Annotated in this window: 17 protein-coding genes and 4 pseudogenes; all 21 read left to right on the plus strand. The window is 38.2% G+C overall.

Features of this window, described 5'->3' with window-relative positions:
• The first annotated feature begins 2 nt into the window (after positions 1 to 2).
• Entirely contained in the window at positions 3 to 755 is a 753-nt protein-coding gene (locus ACLKMH_RS06480; protein ID WP_413701321.1) for a protein phosphatase CheZ, read from the plus strand.
• Between the two features lie 11 nt (positions 756 to 766).
• The gene (locus ACLKMH_RS06485; RefSeq protein ID WP_413701322.1) at positions 767 to 3,022 is read left to right on the plus strand and encodes a chemotaxis protein CheW; all 2,256 of its coding nucleotides are present in this window, start codon (positions 767 to 769) and stop codon (positions 3,020 to 3,022) included.
• Positions 3,023 to 3,035: 13 nt separating this feature from the next.
• Positions 3,036 to 4,215: pseudogene (locus ACLKMH_RS06490) on the plus strand (protein-glutamate methylesterase/protein-glutamine glutaminase).
• Positions 4,208 to 4,606, plus strand: a complete 399-nt coding sequence (locus ACLKMH_RS06495; RefSeq protein ID WP_413701323.1) for a motility-associated protein — start codon at positions 4,208 to 4,210, stop codon at positions 4,604 to 4,606. Before ACLKMH_RS06490 ends, ACLKMH_RS06495 begins: the two are co-directional and overlap by 8 nt.
• On the plus strand, positions 4,563 to 4,967 hold the full coding sequence (locus ACLKMH_RS06500; RefSeq protein WP_413701324.1) for a MotA/TolQ/ExbB proton channel family protein: 405 nt from the start codon (positions 4,563 to 4,565) through the stop codon (positions 4,965 to 4,967). The genes ACLKMH_RS06495 and ACLKMH_RS06500 overlap by 44 nt, the downstream gene beginning before the upstream one ends.
• Positions 4,967 to 5,902, plus strand: coding sequence for a flagellar motor protein MotB (locus tag ACLKMH_RS06505; RefSeq protein WP_413701325.1), 936 nt, complete (start codon positions 4,967 to 4,969; stop codon positions 5,900 to 5,902). Before ACLKMH_RS06500 ends, ACLKMH_RS06505 begins: the two co-directional genes overlap by 1 nt.
• 2 nt (positions 5,903 to 5,904) lie before the next feature.
• A complete protein-coding gene (locus tag ACLKMH_RS06510; RefSeq protein ID WP_413701326.1) occupies positions 5,905 to 6,678 on the plus strand; it encodes a ParA family protein in 774 nt (257 codons plus the stop codon).
• Positions 6,679 to 7,368, plus strand: coding sequence for a chemotaxis protein CheW (locus tag ACLKMH_RS06515; protein WP_413701327.1), 690 nt, complete (start codon positions 6,679 to 6,681; stop codon positions 7,366 to 7,368).
• A gap of 66 nt (positions 7,369 to 7,434) precedes the next feature.
• On the plus strand, positions 7,435 to 7,923 hold the full coding sequence (locus ACLKMH_RS06520; protein WP_413701328.1) for a chemotaxis protein CheW: 489 nt from the start codon (positions 7,435 to 7,437) through the stop codon (positions 7,921 to 7,923).
• A gap of 122 nt (positions 7,924 to 8,045) precedes the next feature.
• On the plus strand, positions 8,046 to 8,327 hold the full coding sequence (locus ACLKMH_RS06525; protein WP_413701329.1) for a DUF2802 domain-containing protein: 282 nt from the start codon (positions 8,046 to 8,048) through the stop codon (positions 8,325 to 8,327).
• 141 nt (positions 8,328 to 8,468) lie between these two features.
• Positions 8,469 to 9,104: a cytochrome c biogenesis heme-transporting ATPase CcmA gene (ccmA, locus tag ACLKMH_RS06530; protein ID WP_413701330.1), complete on the plus strand. Its 636-nt coding sequence runs from the start codon at positions 8,469 to 8,471 to the stop codon at positions 9,102 to 9,104.
• A pseudogene (gene ccmB, locus ACLKMH_RS06535) lies at positions 9,097 to 9,765 on the plus strand (heme exporter protein CcmB). Before ccmA ends, ccmB begins: the two are co-directional and overlap by 8 nt.
• A 34-nt stretch (positions 9,766 to 9,799) precedes the next feature.
• Positions 9,800 to 10,530 (plus strand): annotated as a pseudogene (locus ACLKMH_RS06540) (heme ABC transporter permease); the annotation flags it as partial.
• A gap of 54 nt (positions 10,531 to 10,584) precedes the next feature.
• Positions 10,585 to 10,758, plus strand: a complete 174-nt coding sequence (ccmD, locus tag ACLKMH_RS06545) for a heme exporter protein CcmD (RefSeq protein WP_413702275.1) — start codon at positions 10,585 to 10,587, stop codon at positions 10,756 to 10,758.
• Positions 10,755 to 11,225, plus strand: a complete 471-nt coding sequence (gene ccmE / locus ACLKMH_RS06550; RefSeq protein ID WP_413701331.1) for a cytochrome c maturation protein CcmE — start codon at positions 10,755 to 10,757, stop codon at positions 11,223 to 11,225. Before ccmD ends, ccmE begins: the two co-directional genes overlap by 4 nt.
• 11 nt (positions 11,226 to 11,236) lie before the next feature.
• A pseudogene (locus ACLKMH_RS06555) lies at positions 11,237 to 13,190 on the plus strand (heme lyase CcmF/NrfE family subunit).
• A 1-nt stretch (position 13,191) separates the two neighbouring features.
• Positions 13,192 to 13,728, plus strand: a complete 537-nt coding sequence (locus ACLKMH_RS06560) for a DsbE family thiol:disulfide interchange protein (RefSeq protein ID WP_413701332.1) — start codon at positions 13,192 to 13,194, stop codon at positions 13,726 to 13,728.
• Positions 13,729 to 13,784: 56 nt separating this feature from the next.
• Positions 13,785 to 14,195 carry a cytochrome c-type biogenesis protein gene (locus tag ACLKMH_RS06565; protein WP_413702276.1) on the plus strand — a complete coding sequence of 137 codons (411 nt, stop codon included), beginning with the start codon at positions 13,785 to 13,787 and terminating at the stop codon, positions 14,193 to 14,195.
• Positions 14,195 to 15,271: a c-type cytochrome biogenesis protein CcmI gene (gene ccmI, locus ACLKMH_RS06570; RefSeq protein WP_413701333.1), complete on the plus strand. Its 1,077-nt coding sequence runs from the start codon at positions 14,195 to 14,197 to the stop codon at positions 15,269 to 15,271. Before ACLKMH_RS06565 ends, ccmI begins: the two co-directional genes overlap by 1 nt.
• A complete protein-coding gene (locus ACLKMH_RS06575; RefSeq protein WP_413701334.1) occupies positions 15,258 to 15,476 on the plus strand; it encodes a hypothetical protein in 219 nt (72 codons plus the stop codon). The genes ccmI and ACLKMH_RS06575 overlap by 14 nt, the downstream gene beginning before the upstream one ends.
• 19 nt (positions 15,477 to 15,495) lie before the next feature.
• Positions 15,496 to 16,284, plus strand: a complete 789-nt coding sequence (locus ACLKMH_RS06580) for a VacJ family lipoprotein (protein WP_413701335.1) — start codon at positions 15,496 to 15,498, stop codon at positions 16,282 to 16,284.
• Positions 16,285 to 16,294 lie beyond the last annotated feature (10 nt).

Below are 16,294 nucleotides of genomic sequence, written 5' to 3' on the forward strand. Positions count from 1 at the left end.
GTATGGCAGAAAATATAGTGCCACTACTTTCGCTATCCCAAGCGAAAGCATTAGTAGAACATTTGCAGGCAGAAGAAATAGCTGAAGCAAATAGTATTATTGAAAGTGCACATCAAAGTGGGTCATCAGACGGAGATGTCTTTTATAAAGTTGGTGAGTTAACGCGTGAATTACATGATGCACTGGTTAGCTTTCAAAATGATACTCGCTTAATTGACATGGCGGGGCAAGATATTCCTGATGCAAAGGATCGTCTCAAATACGTTATTGAAATGACCGATAAAGTCGCTAATAAAACCATGGATGCGGTTGATAATTGCCTACCTATTGCAGATAAGTTAATTGAAAACCTTGAGGAAATAGCCCCCAATTGGCAAGGTTTGATGAACAGAGAAATTGAACTTGGTGATTTTAAAAAGCTTTGCCATCAAGTAGATAGCTTAATTAAAAACTCATCATCAAGTGCGATAACTCTACGTGCCTCTTTGACTGATATTCTCATGGCACAGGACTTCCAAGATCTCACTGGGCAAATGATTAGGCGAGTGATCGATTTAGTACAGGAAATAGAGTCTAAACTTGTTGGGATTTTAACCGTGTGCAGTGCTGATGAAGTCTCAACGTTGAAAAAAACCAATACAACACCCAAGAAGACTATTGAAGCGGAAGGTCCAATCATAAATGCCGAAGAGCGTGATGATGTAGTTAATGGGCAAGATGATGTTGATGATTTACTTTCTAGCTTAGGATTTTAAGGAAACGGAAAATGACATTTGAAGTAGATGAAGAGATTCTGCAGGACTTTTTAGTCGAGGCAGGGGAGATTTTAGAGTTACTGTCGGAGCAATTAGTCGAATTAGAAAATAATCCTAATGACACTGAACTTCTTAATGCTATTTTCCGTGGATTCCATACTGTAAAAGGTGGTGCTGGTTTTTTATCCTTAACTGAATTAGTTGAAACCTGCCACGGTGCCGAAAATGTATTTGATTGTTTAAGACAAAATAATCGTAGTGTTAGCTCATCCTTAATGGATACAATTTTAGCGGCTCTAGATGTCATTAACGAACAGTTTCAAGCGGTGCAAGAGGGAACAGAACCAACTCCAGCACCTGAACATATTGTTTCTGAATTGCATCGTTTAAGTAAACCTGAATCAGAAGACGAAGCGCCAGTTGTAACAGAAGAAGTGCAACAGGAAGAAGTCAAAGTGGTTGCTGAACCTGTTGTCGCTGTTGATGAACCGGTCGTTGCCGAAAACGATGAAATTGATGAGTTTGAGTTCGATGCTTTATTAGATGAATTGCATGCAAAATCTGGCTCTACAGTAACCGCTGAACCTGCCTCTCCTGAAAATGCAGAGATTAGCGAAGATGAATTTGAATCCTTATTAGATGAATTACATGGCGTTGGTTCACATTCAACAGTTGCTACAGATAAACAATCCCCTGCAACAGATTCTGGTACGATTGATGATATTGGTGATGATGAATTTGAATCTTTATTAGATGAGTTACATGGCAAAGGAGCCCATAAAGGCGTACCTGAAGCAAAAGTTGAAAGCTCTTCTAGCAATGAAAGCGCCTCTAACAGTGATAGTGATGAAATTACTGATGATGAATTTGAATCCTTATTAGATGAGTTGCATGGTGCAGGTAAGAGTGTTCAAACATCAAACGTCGCTCCCGCGGTTAAAGAGCCTACGTCGCCGGCACCAGCTCCTAAACTAGAACCTTCTGTTACACCTGCTAAAGCGCCTCAACCAGAGAAAGTGGCTGTGAGTGCTTCTAAGCCTCCTGCTACGCCTGCTAAAGAGGAAGCTAAAAAGCCACCGCTTCCTAAAATGCCTGTGGCGAAAGCTGAACCAACGGTTCGAGTTGATACCGCGATTCTCGATGAAATTATGAATATGGTTGGCGAATTAGTATTAGTTCGTAATCGCCTAGTGAGTCTTGAATCAACCTCTGAAGATGAAGAAATTTCAAGAGCGGTTGCAAATTTAGATATCGTTACCGGAGACCTACAAGGTTCGGTAATGAAAACACGGATGCGACCTATTAAGAAGGTATTTGGTAAATTCCCTCGAGTGGTAAGGGATTTAGCGCGTACACTAGGTAAAAATATTCGCTTGGAGCTTGTTGGTGAAGAAACTGATTTAGACAAAAACCTAGTGGAAGCACTTGCCGACCCGCTAGTGCATTTAGTGCGAAATTCGGTTGACCATGGTATTGAAATGCCTGTTGATCGTATGCAAGCTGGTAAAGAAAAAGAAGGGCGAATTCTACTTTCGGCTTCTCAAGAAGGGGATCATATTCTACTAGTCATCGAAGATGATGGTGCGGGTATGGATGCTGAAGTACTTAAAGGCATTGCTATGAAGAGAGGCATTCTAGACCAAGATGGTGCTGATCGTATGACTAATAGAGAGGCCTACGCATTAATTTTTGCACCTGGTTTCTCAACCAAAGTTGAAATCTCAGATATTTCTGGCCGTGGCGTTGGAATGGATGTGGTAAAAACTGGGATAACAAAATTAAACGGCACCATATCAATTGACTCAGAACTGGGTAAAGGCACACGCTTAGAAATTAAAGTGCCTCTAACTCTGGCAATTTTACCAACCTTGATGATTGTAGTTTCAGAGCAAACCTTTGCGATTCCACTGAATAATGTGAATGAAATTTTCCATCTTGACCTAAGTAAAACTAACTTGGTCAATAATCAGCTTACAATTGTCATTCGAAATAAAGCGATTCCATTATTTTACCTCAGCGATTGGCTAGCACCGAAAAAACCGCCTGTTGAAAAAGGTAAAGGGGTAGGGCATGTCGTCATTGTTCAGTTAGGAGTTCAGCAAATTGCATTTGTTGTTGATGCACTGTTAGGTCAAGAGGAAGTGGTTATCAAAGCCCTTGATAGATTACTTTCTGGTACGCCAGGTATGGCCGGAGCTACGATCACGAGTGATGGTGGTATTGCATTGATTCTTGATTTACCAAGTTTGTTGAAACATTACACATAAAATAGGAAATTATATGGCGATTAAAGTATTAGTTGTTGATGACTCGAGTTTCTTTCGCCGTCGAGTGAGTGAGATAATCAACAAGTCGCCTTTGTTAGATGTTATTGGCACTGCTAATAACGGTCAAGAAGCTATTGATATGGTTGCTAAATTAAAGCCCGATGTGGTGACCATGGATATTGAAATGCCGGTGATGGATGGAATAACTGCAGTGAAGAGGATCATGGCGGTTAATCCTTTGCCTATACTCATGTTCTCTTCGCTAACTCACCAAGGAGCAAGTGCAACTTTAGATGCTCTTGAGGCGGGAGCAAGTGATTTCTTACCTAAAAAGTTTGAAGATATTGCACGTAATAAAGATGAAGCTATCAGCTTGTTACAGCAAAAAATTCAAGCAATCGCTTCAAGAAGAGTATCACGTGTTGCTACTCATAAGAGTGTTAATCGCGACACTACTAGTACCGTTAAACCTGCATTAACGGCATTACAAAAGCTTAATGAAAATAATTTTGCACCTAAAGTTCGCCCTAAGTCTAATACTCCATCTTATGGTTCAAGCCCTGTCTCACATACTAGCGCGATTAATAATACCGGCCGTTTTAAAGCCTCAGGTAAAACCTATGATGTATTAGCAATTGGTACATCAACGGGTGGACCTGTTGCTTTACAAACAGTGCTAGCGAGCATTACCAAGCAATTTTAAATTGCCCATTTTACTGATTCAGCACATGCCAGGTACCTTTACCAAAGCATTTGCAGATAGACTTAATGGTCTTTGTAAAATTAGTGTAAAAGAAGCAAGTGATGGTGATATTTTAAAACCAGGTTGTGCATATTTAGCCCCTGGTGGCAAACAAATGCTATTAGATGGTAGGTCTGGAAATGTGCGCATTCGAATTCATGACGGTAATGAAAAACTTAACTACAAACCAAGTGTTGATATTACCTTTGCATCGCTTTCTAAAGTGTATGGTAAGAAAGTACTTGCAATTGTATTAACTGGAATGGGAGCTGATGGTCGCGATGGTGCGAGCATGCTAAAAGATCAAGGTGCTGAAATCTGGGCACAGGATGAAGAAAGCTGTGTAGTTTATGGTATGCCTCAAGCAGTTACTAAAGCTGGGATTGCCACAGAATCGCTTCCCCTCGATTTGGTTTCAAAACGTATTTTAGTAGAATTAAAGCATGAATAAGCTTGGATTATTTGGTTTTGTTATTATTTTTAGTAGCATTCTCTTTGCCCAAAGTTATCATGGCTCCTCAATTGCGGGGCTATTTGATTTACCCTCTTTCTTAATCGTATTTGGTGGCACACTTGGTGCGATATTAGTTCAGACTTCTAGTAAACAATTGTTACATGCATTAAAGCTATTACCAGAAATATTTACCTCTCCAAAGTTATCTTTACGTCAGCAAGCAGAAAAAATTCAAAAATGGTCTCTTAAATCAAGACAGCACGGATTATTAAGTTTAGAAAAAGAAAATGAACAAGAAGCTTCATTAGATGCGTTTACAAATAAAGGCCTGTCTATGCTAATTGATGGGTGTGAACCAGAAGATCTCATGGAGATCCTGCGACGATGATATTGATTTAGATAGTGAGCATCAAGAACGTAGTGCTGAGATCTTTGAGTCAATGGGGGGTTATAGTCCAACAATCGGTATTATTGGCGCTGTACTTGGTTTAATACAGTCTATGAGTTATTTAGACCAGCCTGATAAATTAGGCGCAGGCATTGCGGTTGCTTTTGTTTCTACTGTTTATGGCGTGGGTTTTGCAAACTTTATTTATTTACCAATTGCGAATAAAATTCGTCTTAGATATCAGTTTGTCGCACTTTATAAAGAGATGACTTTAATTGGTTTAGTTGCGATTGCACATGGTGACAACGGTTTGTTACTTGAACGTCGTTTAAATAGTTATATTAATCGGGCTTCCTATTGATGCGCATTAAGCCTCAATCTCGAATGCCAACACATAAAGGAAATGATCTAAATCGTTGGATGGTTTCCTTTGCTGATTTTATGACCTTAATGTTTGCTGTTTTTGTTGTACTTTATGCAGTGTCTTTAAATGACAGAGAGCAATACAAAGAGGTGATTTTAAGTATTCAAAATGCCAGTAAATTACTTAATAAATCAATCTTTAGCTCAAATAATGAAGGTATTTTAACACACAATAGTAATGTCATTATTGAAGATTCTGGCGATGCGATTGTTTCAGAGGATATGCCTCAACAAGCCGATGAGGAATTATCTGAAGTAGAAACAGATAAAGTGGGCAATGAATTAAACGAAATTAAGCTGTCTCTAGAAAAATTATTTATTTCAGAACTCGATGCAAAGAATGTAGCTTTAGATCTCAATGGTGATTGGTTAACCATTGAAATGGGAGGCGATATTTTATTTGCTGGTGGTAGTCACACGTTATTATTACCTGCTGTTGAGATCGTGGATAAAATTTCGCAAGTATTAGTAACGGTTAATAATTTAATCCGTATTCGTGGTTATAGTGATCAAGAAACCGTTGCAAATGAAATTTATCGCTCTAATTGGGAGCTATCTGGGATGCGTGCTTTTAGTGTTTTACATGAAATGAATAACAAAGGTATACCAGGTAATAGGATGGTGGTGGAGGCTTATGGACGCTTTTCTCCACTATTTGATGAAAATAATAAAATTGATCCATTAAAAAGTCGACGAGTGGTGATAGCAATTTCTAAATATGCAGTGTTACCCGTTGCAACAAATGATCAACCTGAACAAACAGAAGTAAAAAATAATGAGGCTAAAGTTGATTCACCGAAACAAGATAGTGAAGAAATGCGTGAAGTCTATTTACCAAATAATCGATTAATTATAACTACAAGGCAGGAATAGCGTTGTTAATCTGGACGGTAGCAAATCAAAAGGGCGGGGTGGGTAAAACGACAACTGTCATATCTCTGGCAGGCTTGTTAGTAGAGCGAGGGTATCGAGTATTATTAATTGATACTGACCCACATGCCTCATTAACCAGTTATCTTCAATATGACTCAGATCAGTTGCCGGTTAGCTTATATGACCTTTTTCAAGAGCCTGCTCAAAATAAATCACAACTTTCTCAGGTTATTTTGCCAACCGAGATTGATAACCTTTCCCTAATTCCGGCTTCGATGGCCCTAGCCACCTTAGATCGTGTTTTAGGAAGCAAAGAAGGAATGGGGTTATTTCTTAAAAAGCAATTAAAACTTGTGGAAGATGATTATGATGTTGTATTAATTGATTGCCCGCCTGTATTAGGTGTATTGATGGTAAATGCACTGGTCGCCTGTAATCGTATTTTGGTGCCTGTTCAAACAGAGTTTTTAGCATCAAAGGGATTAGAGCGAATGATAAAAACCCTACAAATAATGCAAAATTCTAGAGATTCAAATTTTAACTACTGTATCATTCCTACTATGTTTGATAGACGAACACGTGCATCACTTAATACACTCAGCGACTTAAAAGCGACTTACAATAGTCATGTTTGGAACGGTGTTATCCCTATTGATACTAAATTTAGAGATGCGAGTTTGAAACATTTACCTGTTTCTTTATATTCTCATAATTGTCGTGGTGCCTTTGCTTATGAAACATTACTTAATCACCTGTTACAGATAGAGCGTTATTAAATGAAAAATCATAATGATGAAGCCATTAAAAATTACTTTAATTCGATGTTAAATGAAAAAACATCGGACAGTAAAGAAGTGCTTGAACAGAAAGTGATTGAAAAGCCTCCTGAAAATTTAACTGTTGGGCTTTCTTCGTTACCAGAAAATTTAGTATTTTCTGAAACAGATATTACGACCCAAGAAAAAGAGGCTGTAGAGGCTGAAGAGAGCTCGGCTGAAGCGAATCAAGAATGGAAAAATATAAGCGTTGAAAGTGAATTTCAAGTGTTATTTTTTGAGCTTTCTGGTCTAACCTTTGCTGTACCTCTGACGGATTTAGGAGGCATTCATCACCTAGATGACTCTATTAACACATTATTTGGTAAACCTGATTGGTTCTCTGGTGTCATGAGGCATAATGAATCCTTATTTAATATTGTGGATACCGCAAAATGGATAAAAACAGGTGAATCTGCTGAAACATTAAATTACAGCCACTATATTTTATTAGGGGCTACTAAGTGGGGGCTTTCCTGTGAAAAGCTCCTTGGTACGGAAACCTTATCTCGCTCACAGGTTAAATGGCGAGAAGTGAAGGGGAAAAGGCCGTGGCTTGCTGGGATGGTTAAAGAAAAAATGTGCGCGATGATCCATGCTGAAGAATTAGTTAAATTATTGAATAGCGGAATGAATATTCATGGACATTAACACTGGAAAAATCACAATTAGCAACTAATATAAATAAATTACGTAACAAATTGGGTAGAGATAATTATGAATAGAGAAAATAAAAATTCAGAAAATGGTTCAGATGATGAAGTGTTCCAAAGAGTTACTTTCCAATTAGAAAGTGAAACCTACGGAATCAATGTAATGCAGGTGCAAGAAATTTTACGTTATAGTGAAATTGCGGCTGTGCCTGGTGCACCTGATTACGTTCTAGGTATTATAAACTTGCGTGGTAATGTGGTTACCGTTATTGATACCCGTTCTCGATTTGGTTTAATGCCTGCAGACATTACTGATAATAGCCGTATTGTTATTATTGAAGCTGAAAAGCAAGTTATTGGTATTTTAGTGGATAGTGTTGCTGAAGTGGTTTATCTGAAGAAATCTGAAATGGAAGTTGCCCCACACGTTGGAACGGAAGAAAGTTCACAATTTATACAAGGGGTTACTAATCGTGATGGCAATTTACTTATTTTAGTTGATTTAAACAAGTTACTCAGTGATGATGAATGGGATGAATTAAGCCTTCTATAAATTGAGTGAACCATGTATATGCAATATTTACCTTGGCTAACCCTAGTGTTAGCCTTTGTTTTTTTATTATTTGTTTTTTATTGATTCATAAACAAACAAAAAAGAACCATGCTCTAGAGGTGTTGGTAAAGTCTTTACTTGCTAATAATGAGCTAACTAAGCAACAGTTAGTAGAGATACATTCTGGTAGTATCGGAATGGGTAAAAAAATACAACAACTAGAGACATTAGTTAGAAAAACCCAGGAAAACCAACAAAATTTAGTTGCACAAGCGCCAGAAAATCGACTTTATACGAGAGCCGTTAAAATGGTTCAGCTTGGCGCCACAATTGAAGAGCTAATGGCTGAATGTGAGCTACCTCGCGCTGAAGCAGAATTACTCCTTAACTTGCATAAAAAATAATGCACAGCCCTCTGCTGTAACCTTTCTTTATTTGTTCAGATCCGTTAGGATGCCTGATTTATAATCGTTACCAATTGATATTACATATAGAATGGTAGCGGATATATATTGCCTATTTACTATTTTTATTAGGTTCTCTTGATGCTACGCTGTGAAAATTTAACTTGTGTCCGAGAAGATAGGATATTATTTAGCGATCTTAACTTCACCATTAATTCGGGAACTATTGTTCAAGTTGAAGGTCCTAACGGCGTTGGAAAAACAAGCTTGTTTCGTTTAATCGTCGGTTTGTCACAGCCCTATTCAGGCAATATATTTTGGCATGATAAGATAACGCTAGAAGAACGTGAAAGCTTTTATAAGGACTTGCTTTATCTTGGACATAAAACGGGTATTAAACCTGAGTTAACCGCCATTGAAAATCTCCAGTTTTTCCAAAAGTTACAGTCTTGTTATGCCGAAGTCGATCTTTGGAGTGTACTAGCCAAAGTTGGTTTGGCAGGTTATGAAGATATTGTCACTGCACAGCTTTCTGCTGGTCAACAACGACGTGTTGCTTTAGCGCGTTTATGGTTAAATGATTGTCCATTATGGGTATTAGATGAACCCTTTACAGCAATTGATAAATCAGGTGTTCAAGTTTTAGAGCAGCTATTTATAGATCATGCGCGACGGGGAGGTATTGTGTTATTAACTACGCATCAAGATCTCTCTATTGAGAAAGGTTTACTCACAAAAATTTTGCTTCATAAACCGGAAGAAGCGCGTTATGTTTGATGTTTTTTTGCAGGTGGTTAATAAGGAACTAAAAGGTGCTTTTCGTCGTCACAGCGATATATTAAATCCAGTGTGGTTTTTTATTATTGTTGTAACGCTTTTCCCCTTAGGCATTGGCACCGACCCTATCTTACTTGCTCGTATTGCTCCCGGTATTATATGGGTGGTCGCATTATTGGTCGCTTTACTTTCATTTGAACGCCTATTTAACGATGATTTTGCTGATGGTTCGCTTGAGCAGTTAATGATAATGCCACATTCTCTTGCATGGCTTGTAAGCGCAAAAGTTTTTGCACATTGGTTATTAACAGGATTACCGATACTCTTTATCTCTCCGTTATTAGCCGCTTTTTTAGCCATGGATGTAAAGGCTTATTGGGCACTTTTATTGACCTTATTAATTGGTACGCCAATATTAAGCTTATTAGGTGCAATTGGTGTCGCTTTAACCGTTGGTTTACGAAAAGGGGGATATTACTGAGTTTAATTATGTCGCCATTAAGCATCCCTATTTTAATTTTTTCGACCATGGCAATTGATGCGACCTCTTATGGACAGTCTTATCTTGGTTTATTGGCACTATTAGGCGCAATGTTAGTGACGTCAATTACCTTAGCGCCCTTTGCCATTGCTTGCCTCATTACGGGTTAGCGTGAGCTGATTTTGTTTAAATATCGATAGCGAGTTACTTTATTATGTGGAAATGGTTACACCCTATGCAAAACCTGAAAAAAGTTATTTGTTAGCTGGAAAATTGCTACCTTGGTTTTGTGTTGTTACTTTACTGACGTTTGTTGTTGGGCTTATTTGGGGATTGGCTTTTGCACCTGCAGATTATCAGCAAGGCGATAGTTTCCGTATCATTTATATTCATGTCCCCGCGACTATGATGGCAATGGTCGCCTACTCGACTATGGCGGTTGCGACTTTCATTGCCCTAGTATGGCAAATCCGTTTAGCTGAAATGAATGTCGTCGCTATTGCACCCGTTGGCGCTGTTTTTACCTTTATTGCTCTAGTAACTGGCGGCGCCTGGGGAAACCTATGTGGGGTGCTTGGTGGGTTTGGGATGCGCGTTTAACTTCTGAACTGATTTTATTATTTGTCTATTTAGGGATTATTGCCCTGTATAATGCCTTCTCTGATAAAGCATTAGCAGGTCGTGCTCGCATCTATTTTAACTTTAGTGGGTGTGATTAACTTACCGATTATTCATTACTCAGTTGTTTGGTGGAATACACTTCATCAAGGGGCGACGATTAGTAAATTTGATAAACCTTCTATGGCGCCAGATATGTTATGGCCATTACTCATTATGATTGTTGGTTTTGGAGCATTTCTTGGTGCGGTGAGCCTACTGCGTTTTCGTAATGAGATATTGTCGAGAGAAAGTCATCGACCATGGGTTCGAGCTTTAGTGATAGAAAAAATGTCAGGGGAAAATAACATGGCGTTTGATTCGATGAGTGAATTTATTGCAATGGGAGGTTACGGGTTTTATGTGTGGCTATCCTATGGTTTAACATTTTTAGCCTTGTTCATTTTAATTATTAACAGTGTTGCTAAAAAGAATAAAATATTAAAAGAAGTTGAACAACGCTATTTGCGTGAGCAACGAATGAAAAGTGCCAAAAATACGGAAGATACATTATGAACCCAAGACGTAAAAAACGTTTAATCATTACTTCATCACTGATTCTTGGTTTGTCTTTAGCCATAGGTTTGGTGTTGTTTGCGTTACAACAAAATATCGATTTATTTTATACACCGACAGAAGTTATTAAAGGCAAAAATGAAACCGGTATTAAGCCGGAAATTGGGCAACGTCTGCGTATCGGTGGCATGGTAGTAAACGGGACAGTTCAACGTGACCCAGATAGTTTAAAAGTAAGTTTTGATTTGATTGATAATGGTGGCGGTATTGTGACCATTTTCTTTGATGGTATTTTGCCGGATTTATTTAGAGAAGGTCAGGGTATTGTTGCTCAAGGCGAACTGATGAGTGCCAAAGAAGTCAGTGCCTTTGAAGTACTTGCAAAGCATGATGAAGAATATATGCCACCAGAAGTTGCAGAAGCACTGGATGGAATGGATCATTTAAAAACAAATACTAATAAGTAGAGGAAGAGTTAATGCTGGCTGAAATTGGTCAATTTGCACTGATTATTGCGTGTATGCTGTCGTTATTACAAACTATATATCCTTTATATGGTATTTATACTCGACAACAAAATGCAATTGAATCTGCTAAATTACTTACCATTCTACAATTTGTTTTTGTTGCTTTATCCTTTGTCATTTTAAGTTATTTGTTTTTGGCAAATGATTTTACCGTCACATATATTGCTACCAACTCCAATAGTGAATTGCCTTGGTATTATCGTTTATCTGCGGTATGGGGTGCGCATGAAGGCTCATTACTACTATGGGTCTTCTTACTTGCTATCTGGAGCAGTGCGGTTGCAGTGATGAGTAAGCGTCTACCAATAGAGTCTGTAGCGCGAGTGCTTGCTGTATTAGGTTTATTATCCTTTGGTTTTTACTTATTTGTCTTAATCACCTCAAATCCATTTCTACGTACTTTGCCATATTTCCCGGTTGATGGACGAGACTTAAATCCATTATTACAGGATATAGGTCTAATCATGCATCCACCTATGTTGTATATGGGTTATGTTGGTTTCTCAGTTGCTTTTGCCTTTGCTATTGCCGCATTAATGGAAGGGCGTTTAGACAGTGCCTGGGCAAAGTGGTCTCGACCTTGGACAATGGTCGCTTGGGTATTCTTAACTGTCGGTATCGCGCTTGGTAGCTGGTGGGCCTATTATGAATTAGGTTGGGGCGGTTGGTGGTTCTGGGACCCCGTTGAAAATGCGTCATTTATGCCCTGGATAGCAGGTACTGCTTTAATTCATTCCCTTGCTGTCACAGAGAAACGTGGGGTATTTAAATCCTGGACAGTATTACTGGCGATCACTGCCTTTTCTTTAAGCTTATTAGGTACCTTTTTAGTACGCTCTGGTATTTTGGTTTCTGTGCATGCCTTTGCTAGTGATCCTGCGCGAGGCTTGTTTATTTTAGCCTTCCTGATACTGATAATAGGTGGTTCTTTATTGCTTTATGCAATACAAGCTCCGAAAGTAAAAAGCCGTGGACGTTATCAGCTGTTTTCTCGAGAAAGCATGTTATTGACCAATAATATTCTATTGATTGCTCGCTTTGATTGTGGTGCTATTAGGCACATTATTACCACTAATACATAAAGAAATTGGTTTAGGCAGTATTTCCATTGGCGAACCTTTCTTTAATAATATTTTTAGTATACTCGTAGTGCCTTTTGCTTTATTTCTTGGTGTTGCACCTTTAGTGCGATGGAAACGCCAAAATATAAATGAATTATTCAAGCCACTTGTTCATTCATTGTTGCTTACCGCTATTATGACACCTATTTTTATCTATAGCTTTGCGTCACATTTTACTTGGTTAGCATTGATGGGCGTATTTTTAGGCTTTTGGGTACTGATAACCACTTGTTACGAAGTTTATCTACGTGCTACACATCGTTTTTCATTATTTATTGGCCTACAAAAATTAGGCTTTAGTCATTGGGCAATGAGTATCGGCCATGCTGGTTTTGCAGTGTTGATCATGGGTATTACCATGACTCAAAACTATTCTATTGAGCGGGATGTGAAATTAGCAGTTGGTGAACATATTACCTTTGAGAATTATGACTTCCATTTTGATGCAGTAAAAGACCTTAAAGGGCAGAATTACAGCACAACAATGGCTGAATTCACCATCAAAGAAGCAGGAAAATATGTGGCAACAATGCAACCAGAAAAGCGTATTTATAATGTTCAGCGTATGGCCATGACCGAAGCCGCTATTGATGCTGGCGTAACTCGAGATTTGTATATTGCGATGGGTGAACAATTGCCAGATGGTGCTTGGGCGGTACGTATTTATTATAAACCCTTTATTCGCTGGATTTGGTTTGGGCCATTAATGATGGGATTTGCCGGTATTTTGATGATGCTAGATAGGCGTTATCGTGTTAAAGCAACAAAAAAAGAGGAACTGTAAGATGAATAAGACTCGAAAAATAGTTATTTTATCTGTTCCACTTTTTATCTTTTTATTGGTTTGTATTTTCCTGTTTAAAGGTTTGTATAGCGATCCTAGAAAGCTAGATTCTGCATTGATTGGGCAAACTGTTCCTGAGTTCACTCTGCAAGATATTTACGATGAAAATAAACAGTATGATGCGTCTATTTTTAAGGGACAAAAAATGCTCCTTAATGTTTGGGCAACTTGGTGTCCAACCTGTTATGCAGAGCATAAGTTTCTTAATGTTTTAGCAGGCGAAGGAATTTACATTATTGGTATGAACTACAAAGATGATCGTCAAAAAGCGATCAAATGGTTAACGGATTTGAAAGACCCATATCAAATTAGTCTTTTTGATGAAAATGGTATGTTAGGTATGGATTTAGGCGTATATGGTGCACCTGAAACCTACTTCATCGATAGTAAAGGCATTATCCAGTATCGACATGTCGGTGATTTAAACGCGAAGATTTGGAATGATCAGCTATCAGACTTATTTGATGGGATGCAATAATATGATAAAGCGAATACTCACTCTATTTATTTTTTTATGATGTTAGGGGCGCTAATATCAATGCAACTGCCATTGATACCTTTGAATTTGAGTCACCAGAGCAAGAAAAAATATTTCATGGATTAACCAAAGAATTACGTTGCCCTAAATGTCAAAATCAGAATATTTCAGACTCCAATGCGGAATTAGCCAAGGATTTACGAAATAAAACCTATGAGTTAGTCAAAGAAGGTAAAACACATGATCAAGTGATTGATTATATGGTGGCACGCTTTGGTAACTTTGTACGTTATGATCCACCTATTACACCAGCGACTATTTTCTTATGGTTAGGTCCTTTGTTATTTATTGTGTTTGGTTTTTTGGTTTTGTATCGCCAAGCAAAGCATAAAAGTAGCAAAGATGATGAACTTGATAGTGATGAAGAGGCTCGTTTGAAAGACATTCTAAAACAGGAAATTAAATAATGGTTATACAATTTTGGTTAGGTGCCATTTTGTTACTTATTATTGCATCGGCGCTATTTGTGATTCCCTTTTTAACGACTAAAAAGCGTAATATCAGTAACGATAATAATCGTAATCAACTTAACCGTGCATTGTATGATGTGCGTATTAATGAGCTTGAGAAGGACGATGAGCAAGGTTTATTAATTGATAAAGAAAAAATTATTTCAGAATTACAACATAACCTATTAGATGATATTAACGATCAACAACAGGCATCAACGAGCCATGGTAATAAATTATTATGGTTACCAGGATTGCTTTTGTTGACATTAGGCAGTTTGCTTACATATTGGCAGATAGGGGCTTATCAGGAAGTGAGTAAATGGGAGGATTCATTACAGCGTTATCCTGCCTTACAGGAACAACTTTTTAGTAATAGTGGTAACCGTCCGACTGAGCAGGATCTGCGTGATATTATGCTTGGCTTAAGAACGCGACTTGCGAATGATCCTTCTGATGCCGATGGTTGGTTGTTATATAGCCGTTTAGGTATGGTTTTTAAAGATAATGAATTAGCCTTAGATGCCATTACCAAGGCTTATCAGTTAAACCCAAGCTCCGTTGATATTCTGCTAGTATTTGCACAATTAAAAATGCAAACAGGTGATGAATCATCACAGCAACAAGCTGAATTGATGCTAGAGAAGTTATTAATTGAAAAACCAACAGAATTACAGGCTTGGTCAATGTATGCTTTCATGGCACTTGAACGACAGGATTATCCTGCCGCGATAAAACGCTGGCAACAAATGTTAACACTGGTAGATGTTAGTTCTGAACAAGCTGGTATGTTACGCGATAGCATCTCCTATGCTGAAAAACAAATGCAAGGGCAATCCGTGGCCGTGAATAGTGCTGAATCCGAAAAGGTAGCAACAGTTTCACAAGAAAATACGGATTCGCCTATTTATTCTGTTGACGTCTCGGTAGCAGAACAGGTTGAAATCCCTGAGTCAGGCTTTATTATAGTTTATGCGCAGGCTGTCTCAGGCCCTCAAATGCCCATTGCTCGCCATAAAAATGGCCCTAACTGAATTTCCCTTCACGACTCAAATTTCAGATGCAAATGAAATGGTAAAAGGTTTGAAGTTGAGTGATCAAAGCGAATTCATTGTTAAAGTTAGAATATCTAAAACCGGTGATGTGATGAATAAAGACGGTGATTGGCAAGGGGTTAGTGGTATCATTAAAGCTGGGCAAACAACACCCGTAAATATTGTCATTAATGAAAAACTCTAGCATAAAAGAGAAATTGATTATGAGTAAAAGTATTCGACTGTTATTAATATGTGTACTTAATCTGCCCATTATTGCATCAGCACAAACAGCAAATGGCGATTATGAATATCAAACCCATATGAGTGACCCAATCGAGCCAATTAACCGCGTGATTTGGGACTTTAATTACTTGGTATTAGATACTTACATCTACAAACCTGTGACTGAAAGTTATGTGGATTGGGTCCCTGATGGTGGACGCAAAGCAATCAATAATTTTGTATTGAACTTTGAAGAACCGTCAACCATGGTAAATAATCTGATTCAACTCAAATTCAGGCCGGCACTTAATGCCTTAGTTAGATTTTCTATTAATTCTACCTTTGGTGTTTTAGGCCTGTTTGACCTTGCAGAAGAAGGTGGCATTCCTCGCCAAAGGGAAACATTTAGTAATGTCTTAGGTCGATGGTATGTTCCTCATGGCCCTTATTTGATGGTGCCTGTGATTGGTCCTCGAAGCACCAGAAAGCTGATTGGTGGCATTGTTGATGGGTTATATTTTCCGATGAGTTATTTGTCCTTTGGTGAAACAGCTACCTTGACGGGCCTCGATGGATTAGACAAACGTGAAAGTGTTCTAGGACAAGAAAAGCTACTTGAGCAGGCTATTGATCCCTATATTTTTGCTAAAGAAGCTTATATCCAGTACGAAGCTTTTAAGTTTTATCATGACAGTGACGAAATGAAAGCGTTATTGGAAGAAAGCAACCGACAAAAGTCATTTGAAGCGGAACAAAATCTTGACGCATTTATGGATGAGATTGATTAAAACCTTATAA

The organism is Psychromonas sp. KJ10-10, from assembly GCF_047323245.1.
Lineage (GTDB): Bacteria > Pseudomonadota > Gammaproteobacteria > Enterobacterales > Psychromonadaceae > Psychromonas.